Origin of the sequence: Clostridium sp. E02, assembly GCF_003833015.1 — a bacterium.
GTDB lineage: Bacteria > Bacillota > Clostridia > Lachnospirales > Lachnospiraceae > Lacrimispora.
Map to the genome: position 1 here is coordinate 117,087 of NZ_RJLQ01000009.1, position 24,666 is coordinate 141,752.

Annotated in this window: 23 protein-coding genes; 1 reads left to right on the forward strand and 22 read right to left on the reverse strand. The window is 40.3% G+C overall.

Translation table 11 applies throughout. From position 1 onward, the window contains the following. Positions 1-46 precede the first annotated feature (46 nt). The 22 genes from EFT72_RS08530 to EFT72_RS08630 all read right to left on the reverse strand — a co-directional run bounded on the left by EFT72_RS08530 (position 47) and on the right by EFT72_RS08630 (position 23,247). Positions 47-1,723 carry a polysaccharide biosynthesis protein gene (locus EFT72_RS08530; RefSeq protein ID WP_124066491.1) on the reverse strand — a complete coding sequence of 559 codons (1,677 nt, stop codon included), beginning with the start codon at positions 1,721-1,723 and terminating at the stop codon, positions 47-49. Next, positions 1,710-2,858 carry a DUF3048 domain-containing protein gene (locus EFT72_RS08535; protein ID WP_124066492.1) on the reverse strand — a complete coding sequence of 383 codons (1,149 nt, stop codon included), beginning with the start codon at positions 2,856-2,858 and terminating at the stop codon, positions 1,710-1,712. Before EFT72_RS08535 ends, EFT72_RS08530 begins: the two co-directional genes overlap by 14 nt. After that, positions 2,855-3,355, reverse strand: coding sequence for an rRNA maturation RNase YbeY (gene ybeY / locus EFT72_RS08540; RefSeq protein ID WP_124066493.1), 501 nt, complete (start codon positions 3,353-3,355; stop codon positions 2,855-2,857). Before ybeY ends, EFT72_RS08535 begins: the two co-directional genes overlap by 4 nt. Further along, the gene (locus EFT72_RS08545; RefSeq protein WP_124066494.1) at positions 3,345-4,361 is read right to left on the reverse strand and encodes a PhoH family protein; all 1,017 of its coding nucleotides are present in this window, start codon (positions 4,359-4,361) and stop codon (positions 3,345-3,347) included. Before EFT72_RS08545 ends, ybeY begins: the two co-directional genes overlap by 11 nt. After that, a complete protein-coding gene (yqfD, locus tag EFT72_RS08550; protein ID WP_124066495.1) occupies positions 4,348-5,592 on the reverse strand; it encodes a sporulation protein YqfD in 1,245 nt (414 codons plus the stop codon). Before yqfD ends, EFT72_RS08545 begins: the two co-directional genes overlap by 14 nt. A 19-nt stretch (positions 5,593-5,611) precedes the next feature. Next, entirely contained in the window at positions 5,612-5,878 is a 267-nt protein-coding gene (locus tag EFT72_RS08555; protein ID WP_124066496.1) for a YabP/YqfC family sporulation protein, read from the reverse strand. A gap of 131 nt (positions 5,879-6,009) precedes the next feature. Further along, a complete protein-coding gene (rpsU, locus tag EFT72_RS08560) occupies positions 6,010-6,186 on the reverse strand; it encodes a 30S ribosomal protein S21 (protein ID WP_008975787.1) in 177 nt (58 codons plus the stop codon). 130 nt (positions 6,187-6,316) lie between these two features. Beyond that, complete coding sequence (gene alaS / locus EFT72_RS08565) at positions 6,317-8,929, reverse strand: alanine--tRNA ligase (protein ID WP_243109978.1); 2,613 nt, start codon at positions 8,927-8,929, stop codon at positions 6,317-6,319. A gap of 51 nt (positions 8,930-8,980) precedes the next feature. Continuing rightward, on the reverse strand, positions 8,981-9,130 hold the full coding sequence (locus EFT72_RS19260; protein ID WP_164473117.1) for a hypothetical protein: 150 nt from the start codon (positions 9,128-9,130) through the stop codon (positions 8,981-8,983). Between the two features lie 131 nt (positions 9,131-9,261). Then, entirely contained in the window at positions 9,262-10,098 is an 837-nt protein-coding gene (locus EFT72_RS08570; RefSeq protein WP_124066498.1) for a lysozyme inhibitor LprI family protein, read from the reverse strand. A 130-nt stretch (positions 10,099-10,228) separates the two neighbouring features. After that, on the reverse strand, positions 10,229-10,705 hold the full coding sequence (gene rnhA, locus EFT72_RS08575) for a ribonuclease HI (protein WP_124066499.1): 477 nt from the start codon (positions 10,703-10,705) through the stop codon (positions 10,229-10,231). Between the two features lie 15 nt (positions 10,706-10,720). After that, the gene (locus tag EFT72_RS08580) at positions 10,721-12,322 is read right to left on the reverse strand and encodes an MBL fold metallo-hydrolase (RefSeq protein WP_124066500.1); all 1,602 of its coding nucleotides are present in this window, start codon (positions 12,320-12,322) and stop codon (positions 10,721-10,723) included. Between the two features lie 45 nt (positions 12,323-12,367). Then, positions 12,368-13,843: a stage IV sporulation protein A gene (gene spoIVA / locus EFT72_RS08585; protein WP_124066501.1), complete on the reverse strand. Its 1,476-nt coding sequence runs from the start codon at positions 13,841-13,843 to the stop codon at positions 12,368-12,370. A 198-nt stretch (positions 13,844-14,041) separates the two neighbouring features. Then, complete coding sequence (locus EFT72_RS08590; protein ID WP_124066502.1) at positions 14,042-14,752, reverse strand: ABC transporter ATP-binding protein; 711 nt, start codon at positions 14,750-14,752, stop codon at positions 14,042-14,044. Positions 14,753-14,765: 13 nt separating this feature from the next. Next, a complete protein-coding gene (locus EFT72_RS08595; RefSeq protein ID WP_124066503.1) occupies positions 14,766-15,524 on the reverse strand; it encodes an ABC transporter ATP-binding protein in 759 nt (252 codons plus the stop codon). A gap of 2 nt (positions 15,525-15,526) precedes the next feature. After that, positions 15,527-16,603 (reverse strand): branched-chain amino acid ABC transporter permease, encoded by a 1,077-nt coding sequence (locus tag EFT72_RS08600; protein WP_124066504.1) that lies wholly within the window; start codon positions 16,601-16,603, stop codon positions 15,527-15,529. Between the two features lie 8 nt (positions 16,604-16,611). Next, complete coding sequence (locus tag EFT72_RS08605) at positions 16,612-17,493, reverse strand: branched-chain amino acid ABC transporter permease (protein WP_124066545.1); 882 nt, start codon at positions 17,491-17,493, stop codon at positions 16,612-16,614. A gap of 144 nt (positions 17,494-17,637) precedes the next feature. Further along, positions 17,638-18,756 (reverse strand): ABC transporter substrate-binding protein, encoded by a 1,119-nt coding sequence (locus tag EFT72_RS08610; RefSeq protein WP_124066505.1) that lies wholly within the window; start codon positions 18,754-18,756, stop codon positions 17,638-17,640. 133 nt (positions 18,757-18,889) lie between these two features. After that, positions 18,890-19,900, reverse strand: a complete 1,011-nt coding sequence (locus tag EFT72_RS08615) for an NAD(P)H-dependent glycerol-3-phosphate dehydrogenase (protein WP_124066506.1) — start codon at positions 19,898-19,900, stop codon at positions 18,890-18,892. 15 nt (positions 19,901-19,915) lie between these two features. Next, positions 19,916-20,557, reverse strand: coding sequence for a glycerol-3-phosphate 1-O-acyltransferase PlsY (plsY, locus tag EFT72_RS08620; RefSeq protein WP_124066507.1), 642 nt, complete (start codon positions 20,555-20,557; stop codon positions 19,916-19,918). A 1-nt stretch (position 20,558) separates the two neighbouring features. Further along, a complete protein-coding gene (gene der, locus EFT72_RS08625; RefSeq protein WP_124066508.1) occupies positions 20,559-21,887 on the reverse strand; it encodes a ribosome biogenesis GTPase Der in 1,329 nt (442 codons plus the stop codon). Next, on the reverse strand, positions 21,880-23,247 hold the full coding sequence (locus tag EFT72_RS08630) for a DUF512 domain-containing protein (protein WP_124066509.1): 1,368 nt from the start codon (positions 23,245-23,247) through the stop codon (positions 21,880-21,882). The genes der and EFT72_RS08630 overlap by 8 nt, the downstream gene beginning before the upstream one ends. A gap of 201 nt (positions 23,248-23,448) precedes the next feature. Here EFT72_RS08630 and EFT72_RS08635 point away from each other — a divergent pair, with 201 nt between their 5' ends. After that, on the forward strand, positions 23,449-24,633 hold the full coding sequence (locus EFT72_RS08635; RefSeq protein ID WP_124066510.1) for a ribose-phosphate pyrophosphokinase: 1,185 nt from the start codon (positions 23,449-23,451) through the stop codon (positions 24,631-24,633). Positions 24,634-24,666 lie beyond the last annotated feature (33 nt).

A 24,666-nucleotide genomic window follows, 5' to 3' on the forward strand; every position in this document is an offset into this window, starting at 1 on the left:
ACCTCCTTCAAGTAAGTATAGTATCTGCTTTCTTTTTCCATTTTAATCACAATAAATGGAATTTTCGTGCAAGCCGTGTCAGTTTACGCCCCCCCGGAAAGCTAAGAAGCTCATTTTCAGACACACATTGTAGTTTAAGCAGTAAAACTCCATAAAAAATGACTGCAGTCAGAATTGCTGCTAATACACCAAGCAAATTGCTTTTTATTACCAAATATACGATAAAGTGAACACCATAGGCTGCAGCCCCCATGATACTCGCAGACAGTGTGGGAAGAAGAAACGTCTTCTTTATCTCCTGTCTATAATTCAGGATCCTACGGATTGCATATCCATTTAATGAACACATCATCACTGCAAATAAGATATTAGAGAACAAAACTCCATAAATCCCCAAATGAAATCCAAACAGCATAATGCAAAGGATTCCTACATGAAGTACCAAAGAGATCAGCGCATGCTTTAGTGGCACCTGCATATGATTGATTCCTTGTAACACAGCATTGGTAACCGTTGACAGGGAGAAAAAAACAACAGCTATGGAACCGTATATCATCATGCGAATAAGCGCTGTATTATCACTTCTGTGAAACAGCAAATTACAGATTGGCGCAGCGAGTACGGTCAAACCTACCGTGGCAGGAATGGCTATAATCATTGACATGCGGATTACCATAGAGATTTTATTGGTTATCAGTTTTTTCTCTTTTCCTGCGACTGCCTGTGATAAAGATGGGATCAATGCAGAGGATAGAGAATTGGCGATGGCAACCGGTATATTAAAAAGCAACCGATATTTTCCTGAATAAATCCCCCAGTTTACTGCAATCTCAGACGTCTTCATCCCAAGAAAAACCATACCATTCCCGTAGATACTATTATCAATTACAATGCTGATGTTATAAGCTACACTGCTAAATACAATAGGCAATACGGTCATAATCAGCAAACCCGAAATTTCTGTGTAAGTTTCTCTGCGTCTGCTCCGATCTTTCCGAACTCTTTTTTTAATGACTGGCCGGTAGTTAAATAAAATAAAACCTAGAAACAAAAATGCCGCCAAAGCTCCAACACCAGTTCCGATGGTCCCTCCCGCTGCGCCAAACGCATACGAATATTGGTTTGATCCGAAAACAGCATTGGAGTGAAGTCCAACCTGAAACAATTTTGATGCGGCATAGATACTTATTACAGCATTGATAATCTGCTCTAGGATCTGGGAAACAGCAGTAGGCATCATGGTACCCAGACCTTGAAAATATCCCCGAAAAACTCCCAAATATGCAATGATTAAAATGGTTGGCGCCAAAGTTTTCAAAGCATAACTGGTAAATGGCATCTGCAAAAACTTATTCGCAAATAAATCAGCCCCAAACCAAAGAACCGATGCTCCGATGCCACCGACTACGGTTCCATAAAACAATGAGACTTTAAGTACCCTTAAAGAATTTATGTATTCCCTTCTAGCCAATCTGGTTGCAATCATCTTGGAAACCGCAGTAGGCAGGCTGTAGGAAGATACAATCAAAAGAATGGAGTAAATAGAAAAAGCGGAACTGTAATACCCATTCCCTTCATCTCCTAATATATCTGCTAGCGGAATCCGGTAAAACATACCGATAACGCGAACAATAATTCCTGCTGCTGCTAAAATAATCCCCTGAACCAGAAAACTAGAGGAACCTCTGCTATTTGTCTTTTTTTTCTTCCTATTGTTTTCCATATAATTTTACATTGGGAGAATCCTGTGCGGATATTACACATACCCAGGTTTTTCCCTGGTTCAGGATGATCTCTTTATTCTCCATGTCGTAATAATGTGTGGGACCAAATTCCCCATCCTTTGACCACTTTACAGGAATCGCTCTTCCTTCCGTCACATAAGTGCCGTAAGAATCATCCTGTACATTCAAATTTAAATATTCCGTAGTGGCATAATGCGCCATGGGACAGTACTGCAAAATGATGTTTTTTACTTTAATCTGTCCTTCCTCTCCCATATGGGGCTTGCCATACTGATAACGGTAATATAGACCATCCTCTTCATGATATTCAAACCATGGCTTGTTCAAAACGTAACCTGGGTCAACTTTATAAGCATCTTTCCCATCGGAAGCATTTTTTAACGTAACCTTTTGATTGGATCTTGCAAACTGATAATGGCCGCGATATTTGGTATCATAAGATTTTGTAAAACCAAGTTTTTCAATGGACTGATTCAACCTCGCAGCACTTGTATATGCGTTGTGGGGAGATTTTCTGTCTTTGGTTCGAAAATATGCCACTGACCCAATCGCTTCTAATCCATTGATGTGATCAACATTCGATAAATATGGCTTTGCAAAGGTACTTTGACCGTAATGGGCATAAATTGCATCAAATTCTCTGGCGAAGTATGTATAGTACGTTCTGCAGCTTCTGACGGACCCAATTCTCTTTAAGTCATCGTAATTCTCTATGATTGCCATAAAGCGGTTCATACCGCCCTCCACGGGTGCCTCATAAACGACTCCTGCCCGGTTGATCCCATATTGTGGGAGCGCCGCTTTGTCATTGCTCATCATGACTGCAATTGGTCTTCTATTCCCAATCGTGACAGAAACCATCTCTCCTGTAAGGTAACTGCGAATTTTCCCGTCTTTTTCCAAACGTTCTTCAAACGTATACGGACCAGAAGCTTTGTCTGTATTCAATTCTTCTGTTTCACTGGTTATGGTTATTTCTTTTGTTTCAGACAAATCGCCTGACTCTGTAAGGGATCCGGTCATTGATGTTTCTTTGTCTTTTAGCCCACACCCGGATAAACAAATAACCGTCATTGCAACACAGGCAACACCGAATAACCCCTTTTTTATCATCTCACGTACCCCTTCCGGTTTAATATTTCCTCCTGCTTTCCTTCCATCAAAAGCCGTTCCTCTTCTTCCATATGATCGTATCCACATAAATGGAGCATACTGTGCGCCACCAGGAAAGCAAACTCTCGTGTCTGTGAATGTCCATATTTCTCTGCCTGTTCTATAACCTTGTCCACAGATATAACGATGTCTCCAAGAAGAAGTTCTCCGGATTCCGGATTGAAACAATCAAATGCAGATGCATCTTCTAAAAAATCAAAATCGGATGGAGCCTCAAACTCCACCATCGGAAATGAAAGTACATCTGTGGGGCGATCAATCGTGCGAAACTCCTGATTAATACGGCAAATTTCTTCATTTCCTGTAATTAAAACATTAACTTCTGCTTCATACGGACAGTTTTCATAGTCCAGAGATTCTTCCATTATTTCATGAATGATCTTTTCGTAGGGGATATCCAATTTATTGTCTGCCTCATATTCTATATTAATTGTCATTTCGTGCCTTTCTTTCGGTAAATATTTTCCCCTTTTTATCAACTGGTTCTTTCCTTGACTCATACTCTTCATAAGCCTGAACGATTTTTTGAACCAATGGATGTCTAACAACATCACTGCTTGTAAGCTGACAGAAACCGATGTCATCAATTTTATTTAATATTCTCTTTGCCATGTCAAGACCGGAAGCAGCGCTAGCAGGAAGATCCTTCTGCGTCTGATCTCCAGTAACGATGACTTTAGATCCAAAGCCGATTCTGGTAAGAAACATCTTCATCTGGGCAGGCGTAGTATTCTGAGCCTCATCTAGAATAATATAAGCGTTATCTAAAGTTCTTCCTCTCATATAAGCAAGAGGTGCCACTTCAATCAGTCCCTTTTCTGCATTATGAAGATAGCTTTCCGCTCCCATAATTTGATATAACGCATCATAGAGTGGCCGTAAATAGGGATCTATTTTACTTTGTAGATCTCCAGGTAGAAATCCTAGCTTTTCACCAGCCTCAATTGCGGGTCTGGTTAATATGATTCGGTTTACCTCTCCGTTTTTAAACGCTTGAATTGCCATGGCCATAGCAAGATAAGTTTTGCCGGTTCCAGCTGGACCAATTCCAAATACAATTATCTTTTTTCGAATCTGATCCACATACTGTTTTTGGCCAATGGTTTTGGGCTTTACTGGTTTTCCATTGATGGTTCTGCATATAATGTCTTTATCAATCTCCAGAATTTGATCATCACTTTCTGTAAAAGAAAGAGACAACGCGTAATCAACATTTTGCTCTGTTATTATATTACCACGCTTTGATAACTCAATTAAATTACTAAATACACTTTTCCCTTTTTTAACCATCTGTTCTGGACCAATGAGTTTAAGGGCACCATCTCTTGCAATCATGGTTACATGCAAAGTTCGCTCAATCTTTTTTAAGTAACTATCAAATTGTCCACATACGTTTTTTTCATGTTCCACAGGGATATCTATGATTGTCTCAATTACGCTCATTCGTTTTATTCGTCTCCTCCGGTTCATCCGTAGTTTGTATCTCCACCGCCTCTGACTGGCCTAAAGGTTCCTCTGTAGCTAAATCAATAGCGATTTGGCATAAAGATTCATTATCTAGTATTTTAACATGATTTCCCAGAATTTGAACCCCTTTTTCCATTAATTTTTTTTGAATGTCCTCATTCATGTGTTCCGCCAGTTCTTTTTTTTCTTTTTCTGTATAAGGACGTTCATAAGAAACGTATTCTTTTGCCGTAATTTTACCCAAATGTATGGGCAGATAAAAGTTCTGAAATAAATGAAGCTGTGTTTCTTCAGTCGTCCTTTTCCATGATGTCCCAGCCGGGCGAGGTAAGATCAGCAAAAATGAAAACGGTGATACTCTTATATAATGACCTTTCCGGATTCTTCCTGTTTCCATATCTACTTGTTTAAACAGCGGAATCTTATGATTATAATGGTATTCGGTCTTTGCCCGGATATCCGCATCGGAATGAATGTAATGGATATTCATAATAGTCTCACTGTCATCGACTACAGGCAATGTTCCACTGACGAGAATCTGTCCTTTTTCCACCTGATCTCCTACTTTCACCATAGGGACACCACTTCTTACAATCATGGAGGTGATCGTTCCATCTTTTTGAGCAATCAGATCACAGGGCGAATCATCCTTAATGGGAATTGCGGAAAGTACTTCATTTTCTTTTATTTTAACCAAAAGTCTAGTTCCTGATACTCTTGCAGATACCCATGTTATTTCTGGAAATTCGGTTCGTAGCGACTCCTCTAGAACAGTGCAGTTTATGTTTGACTTTTTCATTCCATAGCGTATTTCTACTGACTCACAAAATCTTAACAGGGTATCATACGTATACCTTTGGTTTCCTTCAAATTCAATGTCCCACAGAAAAAGAGAAAGGGAGTAAAGAATTAAAAAAAAGAACAGGCATCCGGCTGCATATAATTTACGTTTTCGATTTCTATGTAAAAAAAAAGGAAGTCCAAACTTTTTTAAAACTCTAAGCCTGACCTTCGATTTCCGGACAAGTGGTTTTATTTTTCGAAACCCAGGAACAGTCATAAAAAATCGATAGGATTGACCGGAATTATTTACTTTCCATAATTCAATTTCATGAACATTACACATATTTAAAAAACGTTCCGGGGAAAACCCGGTTATTTCAACAAAAAGATATCCCAAAAACCGTCGGCTAATCCAAGCAAGCATTCTTTCACCTCCACTTCCTTTATTCAAATTCCAGGGATTTTATAGAACCGTTTATTTTCATTTCTTCTTTGGTGTAATACTCAATCATCAACCGATTCCCTCCTATGATCACCCGACAGTTTTTTGCCTGAAGCTTAATCAGACTATCCGTGTATAGGATAATACTCCTGTAATTTTCTATCACCACACTGTGACGCCCCAGAAAAGATACAAGAACTTCTCCAAGAACCACATCTTTCGGAAGTCTGAGGGCAGAAACTGCTTTTCCCTTTGTCTCCTCCAACATACCTTTTCTGCCTTTCATATTTCATTCATTTATACTATATGCAAATAAGATATGGAAAATTCGAAACACATAAAAAGTCGAAAAAACCCCTGATCATATCGGAACATGACCAGGGGTTTATCGATTAACATTTAGTTATATTTACGTTTTCTTGCAGCTTCAGACTTTTTCTTACGTCTTACGCTTGGCTTCTCGTAATGCTCTCTTTTACGAATTTCCTGTTGGATACCTGCTTTCGCACAGTTTCTTTTGAATCTGCGTAAAGCGCTATCTAAGGTTTCGTTGTCTTTAACGATTACATTTGACATAGCTCACACCTAACCTCCCTCCAGTTGTGTACTTGTGCATAATACAACTGTTTGGGTATTTTATAGCACTGATATGATTATAGCATAATTTTGCCGTACGTCAAGAAAAAAATTTCAATTTTATTGCTGTTTATGACAATTTAATCTGTTCGGCAACAACTTCTGATACTTTTTGAAGACAAGCGTCAACGCCAGCCGGATTTTTACCACCTGCCTGCGCCATGTTTGGGCGTCCACCGCCGCCGCCGCCAATGAGTGATGCAATCGCTTTGATCAGGTTGCCTGCATGGGCACCCTTTTCTTGAGCTACTTGTGTAACCGTTGCCATTAAATTAACTTTTTCTTCCTGAATCGAAGCAATTACAATAACGCCCTCGCCCAATCGATCTTTTAATTGATCTCCCAGATTACGAAGTCCATTCATATCTACATCCAATACCTTTACTGCCAGTACTTTCACACCATTTACATCATTTACCTGGTTCATTACATCTCCAAGAGAATCTTTTGCCAGCTTGCTTTTTAATTTTTCACTTTCTGAATGCAAAGCTTTTATTTCTTCTAAAAGGGATTCAATTTTATCCACTAATGCAGACGAATTCACCTTTAAAAGTTTTGCTGCCTCATGAAGCACTTTTTCTGACTCCTGGTAATAGTCCACCAGGCCATCACCGGTCAATGCCTCTATCCTGCGAACTCCAGCAGCAATTCCTGTTTCAGACAGAATTTTAAATGATCCTATGGCAGATGTATTTTTAATATGGGTTCCTCCGCAAAGTTCGGTAGAAAAATCCCCCATTGTTACAACACGTACCTTATTTCCATACTTTTCGCCAAATAGCGCCATTGCACCAGATTTTTTTGCTTCATCAAGAGACATAACCTGAGTGGCTACGGCAAGGGAAGCTCTTATTTTTTCATTCACAAGATCTTCTACGTCTTTAATCTCTTGAGGAGTCAATGCGGAAAAATGGGTAAAGTCAAACCTAAGTCTGTCTCCGCTTACATAGGATCCTGCCTGTTCCACGTGATTTCCTAATACGGTTCTCAATGCTTTTTGTAATAAATGGGTGGCACTGTGATTTTTACCAGTATTGAGCCTGTTTTCTTCATTGACGCTGCAGGTCACCACATCTTGGATCTTTAGCATCCCTTTTGTCATCCGGCCTACATGACCAATCTTACCGCCCTGTAAATGAATGGTTTCCTCTACTTTAAATTCTCCGTTTTCACTTACAATGTAACCCGTATCTCCCTGCTGTCCCCCCATGGTTCCATAGAAAGAAGTTTTCTCTGTAATTATAGTACCAATCTCACCATCTGTGAGTGCTTCGACCAGATCGGTTTCTGTGGTGAGAGCCGAAATTACTGTACTGCAGTTTAAATCGTCATATCCTGTAAACTCAGTGGTAAGAGCTAGGTCAAGAGATTGGTATACCGTTACATCGGCTCCCATATAATTGGTGGTTTTTCTGGCATTTCTTGCTGTTTCTCTCTGTTTTTGCATCGCAGCCTGAAATCCATCTTCATCCACGTTTAACTGTTTTTCTTCCAATATTTCTTTCGTAAGGTCAAGAGGAAATCCATAAGTATCGTATAGTTTAAACGCAGCTTCACCCGATAATATGGTTTCTTTTTTCTGAATCATCTCTTCTTCCATGTCGTTTAAGATTGCAAGACCCTGATCAATCGTCTTATTAAACTTATCCTCTTCTTGGATTAAAACCTTTCGTATCATGGCTTTTTTATCTTCCAGCTCCGGATACCCATCTTTTGACAATTCAATCACTGTTGAAGATAATTCAGCAAGAAATTCCCCGTTTATTCCCAATAATTTCCCATGTCTAGCCGCTCTTCGCAACAAACGTCTCAGGACATAACCACGTCCCTCATTCGAAGGCATAATACCATCGGAGATCATAAAAGTACAAGAACGAATATGATCTGCAATCAGACGAAGTGACACATCTACAGCCAAATCCTTTTTATATTCTGTTCTAGCCAAATCTGCAACTCGGTTTAGAAGGGTTTTCACGGTATCTATATCAAAGATGGTATCCACATCCTGAACAACCACAGCAAGACGCTCTAGTCCCATACCGGTATCTATATTTTTCTGATCAAGTTCTACATAATGCCCATGACCATCATTCTCGAACTGCGTAAATACGTTATTCCAAATTTCCATATAGCGATCGCATTCACATCCAACGGTACAGTCCGGTTTGCCACAACCAAATTTTTCTCCGCGGTCGTAGTATATCTCAGAACAAGGGCCGCAAGGACCAGCTCCATGCTCCCAGTAGTTGTCCTCTTTTCCAAGGCGAAAAATTCGATCCTTATCAATACCGATCTTAAGATTCCAGATATCGAATGCCTCATCATCTTCTTGATATACGGAGGGATACAGCCTGTCTGGGTCAAGCCCAACTACCTCAGTTAAAAATTCCCAAGACCATTGAATCGCTTCATTCTTAAAATAGTCCCCAAATGAGAAGTTTCCCAACATCTCAAAAAAGGTGCCATGACGTGCTGTTTTCCCTACATTTTCAATATCTCCTGTTCGGATACACTTCTGGCAGGTAGTCACCCTTTTCTTTGGCGGAATCTCCTGTCCTGTAAAATATGGCTTCAGAGGCGCCATCCCTGAATTGATCAACAGCAAGCTGTTATCATTATGCGGAACCAAAGAGAAGCTATTCATAGCCAGATGTCCCTTACTTTCAAAAAAATCAAGGAACATTCTCCTCAGATCATTCACACCGTAATTCTTCACGTTCCTGTCCTCCGTTAGTTATTTAGTTTCGTCTGCCACATGAGAGGCACTTATGGCATCTTTGTGATCTCTGTATTTCTTTCCGCAGATAATTCCGCCCCATGCAAGAAATACAAAAAATATAAATTTTATTGCTGTTCCAAGGAAACTTGCAACGATTGCTGTCATATTTTTATTCCTCCCTAATTTTTGATATAATATTACTCATTTTATTATCCTATCACAAGGTTTTTTATTTATCAAGATATAACGATGGAATTTTTTACTAAAAAAAGCACGGTATAAAAACCGCACTTTTCTTAATTTGCCTTTTTTGTGAGAATTTCACCATATTCACGTATCAGTGCATAGGCTCTAGCTCTTGTCTCTGCGGACAGTGTTGCTGTGTACTCAAGCCCCTCCAGTGTTCCTCCACTGTATCTTTGAGCTGCTTCCTCTGCCTTTTTATCCCTAATTTTCGTCCATGCCTGCTGCGACTCTTCCAGATTCTTTTTATCTTCTTCCTCGAGATTTTCGTATACTGAACCATAGATAATATCCATCTCTCTGGTCCATGCCTTTAATTCTTTCTCTGCCATAGCCTTCATGGAATAAGTGTTGGAATCACCCGATTCATCCCACATCTTTTTAATCTTTGAATCCAGATCCATCAGGTTTTTCTCATAGTAGTTTGATTCCTCTATCGGTTTGGAATCCGAGAATAACTTAGCTTTTGTATCCGGACTCACGGGAGAGACGGATACCTCTGGCATATCATTTTCCTGTGATTTAAAGATTTTACTTTCATCAGGTCCCTTCTTTGATTGGCTGGAACGCATCATGGGCTCGGATTGTGGTTCGTCATCCGAATCAATTGGAGAAGGTACGGGAATGTCTTCTTCCTCGAAAGAATCTTCTTCTGGATCTTCTAAATCTTCTGATGACTTGGAATCAACTACTTTTTCAGGAGGGGTTTCCAGGATTTTTTCCTCTTGAGAAACCTCTTCTTTTATCTCATGATTGATAAATCCTGAAACTTGGTAAGGATCTGTCATGCTCTCTTTCTGTTTTACATAGGTGAAGGTGGCATAGGTCACCAAGATTCCGATAACTAGTATGCAGCCTATTACAATCCAAATCCCTCTATTCTTTTTCATGAGCTTTCATCCTTACATGATTTGATAAAATTACCATAACACAAATAAAGATGATTGAAAATAGAAATTCACATATAGTAAGACATTGTAAGAGATATGTAAGCTTTTACTGTCCCCCATAAATGGGTGCCTAACCCCCTTCATCCACCAGAAGATTGTTCCCATCTGCTGCACTGGTAGCAAGCACGTCGCACCGTTCATTCATTGGATGGCCAGCATGTCCTTTCACCCAGTGAAAGGTGACCTGATGGGGCTCTTTGGCGCTTAAAAGTCTTTCCCATAAGTCAATATTTTTTACAGGACCACTTTTGCCTCTCTTCCAGTTATTTTTCACCCAGTTATCAATCCAATGCTGGTTAAAGGCATCGGTAACATATTTGGAATCGGAATATACTTCTACCTGACAGGGTCTGGTAAGTGCTTCCAGCCCTGCGATTACCGCCATCAATTCCATCCGGTTATTTGTGGTTTTTTCATAACCAGCCGACAGTGTCTTCTCATGGAGCTGCTCCTTGGAATCCGTAAACTGCAAGACTGCTCCATAACCACCTGGTCCATCTGGGTTTCCTCTTGCAGCTCCATCTGTATACAATCGTACTTTTGTCACTTTATCTTGTTCTCCTTATCTATCCCATTTATCACATAACGAATTAATTTGATCTGCAAATTTAGCAAGATCTTTATTGGCTCCTCCTTCGTTGTGGCGAATCACCTGTAAAAGTCTTTCTCCGGCAGCAAAAAGTCTTCCGTAGACACCTACAGGTTTTTTAGCGGTCACAGGTGCTCTGGTGACTTCAATTCCTTCCGTTTCTTTTAACCATCTGCCTAAACTAAGATCATAGATGGATCCGGAATAGGGGGCATTCACCCGGTATCCATAATCTTTTTTAAGCAGTTCTTCGAAGGACTTGCAGACCAGATTATCTCCATGGACCAGAAATACTTGACGAGGCTTTTCTTCAAATGCATTCAACCAGGCAATCAATCCTTCCATATCTGCATGGGAACTCATCCCATCCATCTGTTCTATATGAGCTTCTACCTGAATGGTCTCACCAAACAACCTTACTTCCTGGTTTCCCTCAATCAGGCTTCTGCCAAGCGTCCCTATAGACTGATAGCCTGTAAAGACAATGGTGCACTCCGGCCGCCAAAGATTATGCTTTAAATGATGTCGAATACGACCTGCATCGCACATCCCCGCTGCCGATATAATCACCTTCGGTTTCGAATTAAAATTGATGTTTTTGGATTCTTCACTGGTAACGGATAGCTTCAATCCCTGGAAAGAAATGGGGTTGATCCCTTCCATAACCATCTTCTTGGTCTCCTCATCGTAGCAGTCTGCCAGGTTATCTTTAAAAACCTGCGTTGCTTCTACTGCCAGAGGACTGTCGACATATACTAGAAATCCATCGTGTCCCGATACTAATTTTTCTGCTTTAAGCCGTCGAAACATATAAAGTAATTCTTGCGTTCTGCCTACCGCAAACGCTGGAATCACCACATTACCTCCTCGGTCAAGGGCTTTTTGAACTATATCTGCCAGAACAGAAACATGATCCGGGATGGCTCCATGTAACCGGTCACCATAGGTACACTCCATCACTACATAATCCGCATCTTTTATGTATTGTGGATCACGAATGAGAGGTTTGTTCTGATTGCCAATGTCTCCGGAGAATACAATCTTTCTATCACAGTTAAGTTCTTTGACCCATACTTCTATGGAGGATGAACCAAGAAGATGCCCTACATCAATAAACCTTATCGTTAGGCCATCTTCTAGTTCTACCTTTTCATTATAGTCAAAGGAGTGAAATAATTCCAGTACACCCATGGCATCATCGATTCCATATAAGGGCTCTTCCTCTGGGATACCTGCACGTCTTGCCTTCCTATTTCTCCACTCTGTTTCAGATTCCTGAATATGAGCACTGTCCTTTAGCATAATTTTACACAGGTCAGCGGTTGCCTCGGTTGAAATCACCTGTCCTCTGAAGCCTCTGGCATATATAAAAGGGAGCAATCCTGCATGATCAATATGTGCATGCGTGAGTAATACGTAATCAATTTGCGCATAACTGACTGGGAGATCTGAATTTTCGAATTTGTCAATCCCCTGCTCCATTCCACAGTCCACTAGGATTTTTAAGCCCTCCGCTTCCAGATAATGACAGCTTCCAGTAACCTCGTGGGCTGCTCCAATGAACATCAATTTCATATAAGCCCTCCTTTAGTATCTGATTTTTCTTATTATACCATTAATTTAGATAATAATGCAAATCATACCACCATTACTATCGTTAATGATTTTTTGGAGGGTATCTTGTAGTTTCATCTGACAATCTTCCGTTAATTGCGATACTTTTGCTTGAATTCCATCTTCCACAATTTGTTCAATGGATTTTCCAAATATATTCGTATTCCAAATTCCTTCTTCGCTATCTCTGGCATTTTCTTTGATATAGGCAATCAGATCTTCTGCCTGTTGCTCGCTTCCTACAATAGGGGCAATTTCCGTCTGGATATGTGCTTTGATCAAATTAATGGAAGGAGCTTCCGCACGCATTTTTACACCATATTTGTTTCCATGTTTGATTACTTCCGGTTCGTCTAGCATAATTTCTGACCGTTCTGGTGTCACGACTCCAAATCCTTTTAATCGAACCTGGCTCATGGCCTGATTGACTTTTTCATACTCCGCCTTCATCTTTGCCAGTTCACTTAAAGTCTGCATCAGCTGATACTCCCCTTCTATGGGGATTCCCACATAATCACTTAGAATCTGATAATAAAAACTGTCATCCACATCCATACCCATGGACACACTGCCGTCAGCCATATTCAGATTTTGGACTTTGACGGAATGAACGCTCTCTACTTCACCGTCATATAGATCTGACGATACATCTTTCATGTGTGTTACTTTTTTCACCATATCCTTAGCTACCTGAATAACCTGGGATTTTAACCAATGGGTTGCCGGAAGAATTTCCAGCCACTTTGGAATGAAAAAATCCACTTCTGTTACAGGGAACTCTTTTAAGACACGTTCTAAAATATGAGTTACATCTTCTTTTTTTAATTGCTCGCAGTTAACAGGCAAGACAGTCACTCCATATTTTTCGCTCAGTTCTTTTGAAAGTTCCGTCGTTTCTTCGGAAAATGGTTTGGAAGAGTTTAGCAGAAGAAGAAACGGTTTTCCCAGATTTTTTAACTCTTGGATGGTACGTTCTTCGGCAGCTATGTAGTTTTGACGTTTTAGTTCACCGAATGAACCGTCTGAGGTGATCACTACCCCTATGGTGGAATGATCGTTGATTACTTTTCTCGTTCCGATTTCTGCCGCTTTTGTAAATGGGATTTCATAATCGAACCAGGGTGTTTTTACGAGTCGTTCTTCGTCATTTTCAATATGACCAGCGGCTCCATCAACCATAAAACCAACGCAATCAATCAGACGAACTTTTGTCTCAATTTCATTCCCTAGTTTTATGGTGGCTGCTTCTTTTGGGATGAATTTAGGCTCTGTTGTCATAATTGTTTTTCCTGCCGCGCTTTGGGGCAGTTCGTCCCTGGTTTGAGTTTTCTGATGTTCATCTTCCATTCCCGGCAGAACCATTAATTCCATAAATCGCTTGATAAATGTAGATTTTCCGGTTCTTACAGGGCCGACTACTCCTATGTAGATTTCTCCGTTGGTTCGGGCTTTGATATCATTGTATACGTTATAATTGTCCATAAAGATTCCCCCTTCTGTGCTGTTACACTATATGCAAAGGAGAAGGGAATATTACCTTTTCTTGTGATTCCCATTGTTATGCTTATATCGTTGTCCTGATTGGTTCTAATAATTTCGTCCCCTTTACAAAGTAAAATCACTAAAGAAAAGAAAAGGATGTTACAGTTTTTTTAACTGTAACATCCTGACTGAATATCATTATTCACTTAAATAAGCTTTTTTCACAGAATCATCATTCATCAACTCTTTCGCATCACCACTTAATACGATAGATCCTGTTTCCAGAACATAAGCCCTGTTTGCAATAGACAATGCTTTTTTTGCATTCTGTTCTACCAGTAGTACAGTGGTTCCTGTTTTGTTGACTTCTTTGATGATATCAAAAATTTCATTTACATAGATTGGGGATAGACCCATGGAAGGTTCGTCAAGTACAATCACCTTGGGATGACTCATTAAAGCACGCCCCATAGCAAGCATCTGTTGCTCTCCACCGCTCAAAGTCCCTGCCGGCTGGTTCTTTCTCTCTAACAGACGAGGGAACCGTTTATAGATCATCTGGAGCGTTTCCTCGATTTCATTCTTGTCTCGTCGTGTGTAGGCACCTAGTCTTAAATTCTCATATACGCTTAATGAGGAGAAAACCCTTCTACCTTCCGGAACATGTGCCATTCCAAGTCCCACGATTTTATCTCCACGAATCTTTGTAATGTCGCGTCCATCAAATTGTATCTTTCCGGAAGCCGCTTTTATAAGACCAGTTATGGTATGGAGGGTGGTAGTTTTACCTGCGCCATTGGCACCGATCAAAGCGACGATCTCGCCTTCTTTCACTTCAAAGGAAATATCTTTTAGCGCTTTAATCACGCCATAATATACTTCCAGATTTTTCACTTCAAGTATTGCCATGTTTAAAGCCTCCTTATTCTCCCAGATATGCCTTGATGACTTCCGGATCATTCAGTACATCCGCTGTTTCTCCCTGGGCAAGAACCTGACCAAAATTTAATACGGTCAGTCGTTCGCAGATACCGGAGACAAGCTTCATGTCATGTTCAATTAATAAAATCGTCATATCAAATGTATCTCGTACAAAACGTATAGTATCCATAAGTTCTGTGGTTTCATTGGGATTCATTCCTGCAGCTGGCTCGTCTAAAAGGAGCAGTTTCGGTCCAGTGGCAAGTGCACGGGCTATCTCCAATTTACGCTGTTTTCCATAAGGCAGATTCGCTGCAAGTGTATTCTTCTCTGACTCTAGATCAAACACACGTAATAGTTCTTCCGCCTTTTCATCCATCTGTTTTTCCACTTCAAAAAACTTTGGAAGACGAAGGATTCCGGAAATTGTTCCATAAGAATAGCGGTTATGAAGACCCGTTTTTACGTTATCTAGAACAGTCAGTTCTTTAAACAGCCTGATGTTCTGAAATGTTCTTGCAATTCCTGCGTTGTTAATCTCTACTGTCTTTTTCCCTGTGATTGTAACACCATCTAATAAAATAGTTCCTGCATTCGGTTTATAGACACCCGTTAAAAGGTTAAAAATCGTCGTCTTCCCTGCACCATTGGGTCCAATAAGCCCGTAAAGCTGTCCTTTTTTAATGGTAATACTGAAATCATCAACAGCGCGTAGGCCACCAAATGAGATTCCGAGATTTTTAATTTCCAGTAATGCCATATTTATACCCTCTTTCTTTCTGCCCTGCTTTTATGAAAATACCGTTTTCTGAAATCAATCAGTTTGGGACTCCAGTTAAATATCATCAAGACAATCAGAATAATGGCATAAATTAACATTCGGTATGCGTTTAATCCTCTTAATAGCTCTGGAAGAAGTGTTAAAATCACGGCTGCAATCATAGAACCACGGATATTTCCAATTCCTCCAAGAACGACGAATACCAGTATCATAATAGACTGGTTATAGCCAAAATTCTTTTGAGTTGCCGTAAGGGCTGAAAGATTATGGGAGTAAAGGACTCCCGCTACACCTGCTAAGGATGCAGAAATAGTAAATGCCATAAGTTTATATTTGGTAATGTTTATTCCAATGGATTCTGCTGCAATCCGATTGTCTCGAACAGACATAATTGCCCGGCCAGATCTGGAATGAATCAAATTAAGGACAATAATAAGAGTCAAAATGGTCAGAATTACACCAATTACAAACGTAGAGTTTTTAGGGGTCCCTGTGATGCCCTGAGCACCATTTAATATTATCTTCCCATCGTCTGCCATGTTCAGTGCCATGGCATTTTTCATAGAAAGATGGATTCCATCGGAATCTTTTCCAACGTATATAACGTTAACTACATTTTTGATAATCTCACCAAAAGCAAGCGTTACAATCGCCAGATAATCTCCCCGAAGTCTTAATACCGGGACTCCTACGATCATTCCTGCCACCGCTGCCGCTGCTGCTCCAATTAGGATTGCAAGAAAGAAACGGATCCCCGTATTGGGAATTGAATCCAGCATACTAACAGAAAACAGTGAACTGGCAAATGCACCTACACACATAAATCCAGCATGACCAAGGCTGAGTTCCCCTAAGATTCCTACCGTAAGATTTAACGAAATAGCCATAATCGAATAGATGCACAGAGGAACCAAAAGCCCCTTCATTAAACTACTCACGTGACCAGTTGCAATTAAACTTTGTACCAAAACAAAAGCAATGACCACAATCCCGTAAGTGATCAGATTGCTTTTTAGTGTCTTATTCACCTGAAATTTTGTATTTGCAATTTTTCCCATATCTTCACCTACACTTTCTCGTTAATCTTCTTACCTAAAATGCCAGTAGGTTTTACAAGAAGAACAACAATGAGAACAGCAAACACAATGGCATCGGAAAGCTGGGATGATATATACGCTTTACTTAAATTTTCGATTACGCCTAGCAAAAGTCCGCCAATTAATGCTCCAGGGATGGAACCAATTCCACCAAATACAGCCGCCACAAATGCTTTGATTCCAGGCATGGCACCTGTGTAAGGAGTAAGCGTTGGGTAAGCGGAGCAAAGAAGTGCTCCTGCAATGGCAGCCAGTGCAGAACCAATGGCAAACGTTAATGCAATGGTACCGTCTACATTAATTCCCATTAACTGAGCGGCACCTTTATCTTCTGATACTGCAAGCATCGCCTGTCCAGCTCTTGTTTTTTTGATAAATGTAGTCAAAACAATCATGATTACGACACAGCTAATAATCGTAACAATAGTTTCACCGGAAATAGTTAATTTACCATCTGCCAGTTTTAAAGCCGGTACTGTAACCACGGATGTAAAGGATTTTGGATTCGAACCGAAAACAAGCAGTGCGATGTTTTGAAGCAGGTAGCTCACACCGATTGCTGTAATCAAAACTGCCAGTGGACTTGCCATACGCAAAGGACGATAAGCAACTCCTTCTATGACCATGCCCATAACAGTACATACGATAACCGCAAGTAGTATGCCGGCAACTGGTCCTAATCCCATTGTGCTGACAACTGTGAACACCACGTATCCTCCGATCATAATCACATCACCATGAGCAAAATTAAGCATCTTGGCAATGCCATATACCATGGTATAACCAAGAGCAATAATTGCATATACACTGCCAAGGCTTAAACCATTAATAAAATAGGATATGAAACTCATCATACCAACGCACCTCATTCGTCTTTTTTAAGAAAGTTCCGTCTGCAATTGCAAATGGAACGGCCAGTTAGAAACAAAAATCAACCAGCCATAGTAATAACAAAGAAGAGGGTCGTCTCTAAGACGACCCTCCATTGGGTCATATTACATTGCTGTGTAAACACCATTCACGATCTTAATTGCTTTTGGAGCTTTATCCGGCTCTCCTTCTACGGTCCACTTCATATTTTCTCCGGTCACACCATTTAAAGAAATCTCAATCATCGCCGTCTTTAATGAATCGCAGATACTAGAAGCATCCATATCCGCAGTAATTCCTGCTTTTTCAGCGCCTGCCTTAATGGCATAAACTGCATCGTATGCATCTGCAGCAAATGGGGTCAACAACATAACATTCTCTGCCAGAGACATATCGAAGTTCTCAACGGTCAAAAGTCCATCAAGACCATCACAACCAAAGAACTGAGTCTCAAATCCCATCTGTTTTGCCTGAGCAAGAATTAAGGAAGCCTGTGCATAGTAGATCGGCAAAAATACCAGTTCGGCACCAGAATCCTGTGCTTTTTGAAGTTGTACAGAGAAGTTTGTATTGTTATCGACTGTAAATGCTTCATCTGATACAACTTCAATCCCTTGAGCGGGTGCTTCCGTAATAAATTTATCATGAATTCCGGAAGAGTATACGTCGGAGCTGTCATATATAACAGCGACCTTTGTTGCCAGTTTGTTTTCACCGATGTACTGTGCAGAAGCAGCACCTTGGTTTGGATCTGAGAAACAGACTCTAAACTGGTTATCAAACTTTGCACAATCAACCGCAGAACCAGATGGGGTCAATTGAAATAAATTGTCGTTGCTTGATTCAGAACCAACTGCGATACAGGGAGCCGAAGTAACTGTTCCGACCAACATCTGCATGCCCCAGTCTTTTAAGGTATTATATGCGTTTACCGCTTTTTCTGTATCGTTTTCATCATCCTGAAAGTTGAAATCAATATTCACACCAGCGATTCCACCATTTTCATTGATTTCTTCAACAGCCAGTTCTGCACCGTTTTTCACAGCTTGTCCATAAATAGCTGTACTTCCGCTAATTGGACCGATTCCACCAATTTTAAAACTGCCCTCCTCGTTCACTTCTGCGTTTGTGTCGTTTGAAGCAGATTTGGTCTCAGAAGTTTTGCCGCTTCCACAGGCGGTCAGGGATACTGCCATAGCTGCTGCTAAACTAAGGCTTACTAACTTCTTCATAGTTTTTTTCATAATCCATTCCTCCATATAAAACTTTTTTATATATACAGTCCCTCTGACTATATATACATAGACTTAATAATAGAATGGCTTTTTAAAAATGTCAACTAATTTTATATTTTATTAAAAAAATAAAGTGAAGCCTTTAATCATGCCAGGGTAGATCCGAACTTTCAATCGTCTTATCTCGCAGCATCAAATCTCTAACCGCATCAAAAGCAGGTTTACCACTGAATAATACTGCATTTACCTGTGTAACGATAGGCATGGAAACTTCGTATTTTTCAGATAGTGCCAGAGCGGCTTTGGCCGAATAAATTCCTTCAACCACCATTTTAACTTCTTTCACAGCCTCGTCCATGGTCATTCCCTGGCCGATTAAAATCCCAGCTCTCCGGTTACGGCTGTGCATACTTGCACAGGTTACGATCAGATCCCCGATTCCTGATAATCCACAGAAGGTTTGTATTTTCCCACCCATTGCAGTACCAAGCCTGGATATTTCAGCAATTCCTCTGGTGATCAGTGCTGCTTTTGTATTGTCTCCATATCCCAGCCCATCTGCAATACCAGCCGCCAAAGCGATGACATTTTTTAAAGAGGAACCAAGTTCAATTCCCAGAATATCCGGACTTGTATAAACGCGAAATGTTTCATGCATAAAAATACTTTGAATACATTCAGCTGTCTTTCTGGTACGGGCACCTACCACACAGGTCGTCGGTAACCCCTTACTCACTTCTTCCGCATGACTCGGACCAGACAGGACTGCCACATCTGCCATAGGCAGTTCCTCACAAAGAATCTCAGACAAAGTCAAAAGACTAGAATCTTCGATTCCTTTTGCCACATTGACAATCACTTGGTCCTTGTGGCAATATGGTTTCATCTTTTTTGCAGTTTCACGTACATATACAGAGGGAACTGCGGTAACTAAAAGGTCTTTTAAAGCCATAGCTTCTTCCAGCTTATCCGTGAAAATCAGATTTTCCGGAAGAACCAATTCTGGGAGTGTATGATGCCTGTGTGTCTGCTTCATTTCACATATTTCCTCAGAAAGGGCTGACCATACCGTTACCTCATGGTTATTATTATATAGAAGAACTGCAAGTGCGATTCCCCAGCTTCCAGATCCAATGATTCCAATTTTAGCCATTACCTTCACCTCAATTTATTTTTTTCCTGATCCAAATGATATTTTATTCTCCCCACCACGGACAAGTCTCATGATATTAGCTCTGTGACGCCAGAATGCCAGACCACTTATCATGGCTGCTACCATGTAGAATTCCGGCAGTCCTTCCTGAATGAGCCCGTAAGCCCCTGCTCTGGCAAAAAGAAACAACCAGGCAAAAAATATCACAGCAACAATAAGAGAGCCTAGGGATACGTACCTGGTAATTAGTACGATCAATACAAAAGCCACAATACATAAGAGGGTCATTCTCAAATCCGAAGCAACGATGAGACCTGCCGTGGCAGCGATCCCCTTTCCTCCTTTAAAGTTCAAATAGAATGGATAATTGTGACCTAAAATAACGCCAAGCCCCGTATATAAAATCAGAATATAAATCATCTCAGGCTGTTGTTTGAAAATAACACGAACAGCCAGACATGGAAGAAGTGCTTTTAAAAAATCTCCAGAGAAAACAACTGCACCTGCCTTTGGTCCCATCACTCGAAGTGCATTGGTCGTTCCTGAATTTCCACTCCCGTGTTTGCGGATATCAATTTTATGCACTTTTCCATAAAAATAACCTGATTGTATCAGCCCGCATAAATAGCCGGCGATCAGACAAATGATACGTTCCATATTACTGTTCCTTTCCACTTCTTTCTCTATATATAAATTTAAGAGAGGTTCCCTTGAATCCAAAGGCATCCCGAATCCTGTTTTCGATATATCTGGTATAAGAAAAATGAGTCAGGCTCTTATCATTTACAAAGATGACAAACGTTGGCGGCTTTACAGCAACCTGTGTAACATAATATAATCTTAATCGCTTTCCTTTATCTGAAGGTGGCTGCTGAAGTGCTACTGCTTCGGTCATAATTTCATTCAAAACTCCAGTTGCTACACGCATTGTCTGATTCTCCCGAACCATATCAATGAGCTCAAACATCTTATTCAGTCTCTGACCTGTCTGCGCAGATATAAAGACAAATTCGGCATATGTCATAAAGGATAAGGTGTTTTTGATTTTATTGGTATACTCATATATGGTTTTGTCATTCTTTTCAATGGCATCCCATTTATTAACGGCAACAATAATTCCCTTTCCCCGGTCATGGGCGATTCCTGCAATTTTAGCATCCTGTTCGGTAACGCCTTCTTCTGCATCAATAACCACAACCACCACGTCGGCACGTTCAACCGCAGTAACGGTACGGATAATGCTATAACGTTCCAGTTCTTCTTTGATTTTGCTTTTTCTACGTATACCTGCCGTATCAATAAATACATATTCTGTATTGTTATAAACGATGTCAGTATCCACTGAATCTCTGGTTGTTCCTGCAATATCAGAAACAATAACACGATTTTCGCCCAATAGCTTATTAATAATAGAGGATTTTCCTACATTTGGTTTTCCTACGATGGCAATCCTTGGACGGTCATCTTCTTCCTCTTCCAACTGTTCTGTATTAAAATGTTTTGTAATCTCATCAAGAAGTTCCCCAAGTCCCAGTCTTGATGCTGCTGAAACTGCTACCGGATCACCGATTCCTAGATTATAAAATTCATAGATATCATTCCCTAACTTTTGAAAACTATCTACCTTATTCACGGCTAAAATTACAGGTTTCCGTGATTTCCGCAATATATCAGCTACTTTAGAATCTGCATCCACCATACCTTGACGCACATCCACGATAAAAACGATTACATCTGCGGTTGCAATGGCAATCTCCGCCTGTTCACGCATCTGGGATAAAATAATATCACTGCTATCAGGTTCGATTCCACCTGTATCAATCAAAGTAAAATTCATATTTAACCAAGTACAATCGGCATAGATCCGATCTCTGGTTACTCCCGGTGTATCTTTTACAATTGATATAGTTTCACCGGCTAAAACATTAAATAACGTAGATTTGCCCACATTGGGGCGCCCTACAATCGCAACTACTGGTTTACTCATAATATATCTCCTTTAATTCATATCCTTCATAAGAAGTCTCATTCTTCTCTACCTGCCCTAATACCGCTTTCACAAAATCCTGACCGCTTGATTTTACAATATCTACCTGAACATGTAAAGCATTTTGTATATCTTGTCGAGTCAGATCATCAAGAAATACTTCTTCCCCACTCCGAAACATACATTCTGGCAGCAATAAACGCTTCCCAAGGGATTGGCCTTTTAACTGAGTCATCAAATCCTGCCCGGTAATCAAACCCGCAACTGTAATATGTTCCCCAAAGAAAACATTCTTGATGGGATAAACATGGATTTTTCTTCCTGGGAATTTCTTTTGAATCATCTCCGCATATTTATTTAAATACGGGGCTGCTAACTTTCCAGTAGCAACCGATATTTCTTCCTCTTTTTCATCCCCTGTCATCTTCTCCATAAAATTCTTAACTTCTTCTTCCATAAGACGAACCATGCCTACTCCATTCTCTAACTGGATGTATCCATCATAACGTTCCTCTTCCGGAAGCGTGCGTTCTGCCAGAATATAAAACTCATCACTGGCATGTATAAAATGGCTCCCATGTTCCTGGTACAGCTTTTTCTGCCACTTCTCCACGGTCTCCAAAACACGGATTGCGTCTTCCTTTTTTACCGCTTCCAATGGGTGCAGTCCGTCCCGATACTTTGACATCCCTGCGGGTACCACTGACACACTCTCCATATATGGAATGTATCCAGATAGATCCTTAATCGTCCGTTCCAATTCATTCCCGTCATTGATTCCTTTGCACAAAACAATCTGTCCATTCATGGGGATTTGTGCCTCATATAATTGACGAATCTTTTCCAAAGATTTTCCTGCAAACCGGTTATGAAGCATTTCACATCGCAGTTCTGGATTGGTTGTATGGACGGATATATTAATCGGTGCCAGCTTAAATTTTATAATTCTTTCAATGTCATGATCACTCATATTGGTCAGTGTAACATAGTTTCCCTGTAAAAATGAAAGTCTGGAGTCATCATCTTTAAAATAAAGGGTATCCCTCATACCAGGTGGCATCTGATCAATAAAGCAAAAAATACATTTGTTACGGCAAGTCCGGTAGTCACTCATCAGTCCATTTTCAAATGTTAATCCAATCTCTTCGTATTGATTTTCTATTTCAAGTTCCCATTCTTCCCCGTTCTTTTTTCTCACTAACATAAGAATGGATTCACTATTCACATAATATTCGTAATCAAAGATGTCTTCTAACTCATGTCCGTCAATGGAAAGCACGATATCTCCTGGTTCTAATTCCAGTTCTTCTGCAATCGAACCCAGATCGACTTCTTTAATGATATGTCCTCTTTTGCTCATTTTTTTTTACCTTTCTGTCACTATCTTATCTATAATATCAAGATTGCCTCTCTTTGTAAAGGAACCCTTTTTTGTTTTTTTATTGGAAATATGCCAAAGGCTATTGACGTATTCCTCAATTCAATGGTATAAAAAGGTGTAAGATTATAAAACAGGCAGTCTTACGGCTGGCTGTTCATTTATTATGGAGGAATCTTTGTCATGGCAAATGATTATGTATTTAACGACCAATTACCTTTAGCACCCTTAAAAATCGCAGCATTAGAAAGCTGCCAGGGATTGGCCAAGAAGGTAAATGACCATATTGTCGGTTTTCGTAGAAACGACATCGAAGAATTAAAACGCCGGGAAGCGGATCTTCACTACCGGGGTTACGATATTGATTCTTATCTTCTCAGTTGTGACTGCCCCCGTTTTGGAAGCGGAGAAGCAAAGGGTGTTATCAATGAATCTGTACGTGGTACAGATGTGTTTACCATGGTGGATGTCACGAATTACAGTATTTCCTATACAGTCAATGGTTATACGAACCACATGTCTCCCGATGATCATTTCCAGGATTTAAAGCGAATTCTCGGTGCATGCTGCGCAACCGCTCACAGGGTCAGCGTAATTATGCCATTCTTGTATGAGAGCCGTCAGCATAAGAGAACGAAAAGAGAATCACTGGATTGTGCTATGGCGTTAGAAGAACTTGTTGGTATGGGAGTAAGCAACATCATCACCTTTGACGCTCATGACCCAAGAGTTCAAAACGCCATTCCTTTAAGTGGATTTGATAATTTCATGCCAACGTACCAGTTCATTAAAGCTGTGTTAAAAAGATACCCAGAATTAGTGATTGATAAAGAGCATATGATGGTTATCAGCCCCGATGAAGGTGCAATGGATCGCGCTGTCTATCTGGCAAACAATCTAAGCGTGGATATGGGTATGTTTTACAAGAGACGTGATTATTCAAAAGTGGTTGGTGGACGTAACCCAATCGTTGATCATCAGTTTTTAGGTGCTTCCGTAGAGGGCAAAACCGTTCTTATCGTAGATGATATGATTTCTTCAGGAGAAAGCATGCTAGATACCGCCAAAGAGCTAAAAAACCGGAAAGCATCTAAAGTAATCATCTGCTGTACGTTTGGTTTATTTACCAGCGGTTTGGACAAGTTTGATGAATACTACGACAAAGAATATTTTGACTGTGTCGTTACGACCAATTTAAATTACCGTCCAGTGGAATTACTGAGCCGTAAATGGTATGTAGAAGCTGATATCAGCAAATACATTGCCGCAGTCGTTAACTCTTTAAACCATGATGTTTCTATCAGTACCGCTCTTTCTACCACAGAAAAGATTCAGAAGGTATTAAAAAATTATCATGAAATAAAGTAATACGAATACGTTCCAAAGAACAACCCTGAGGAT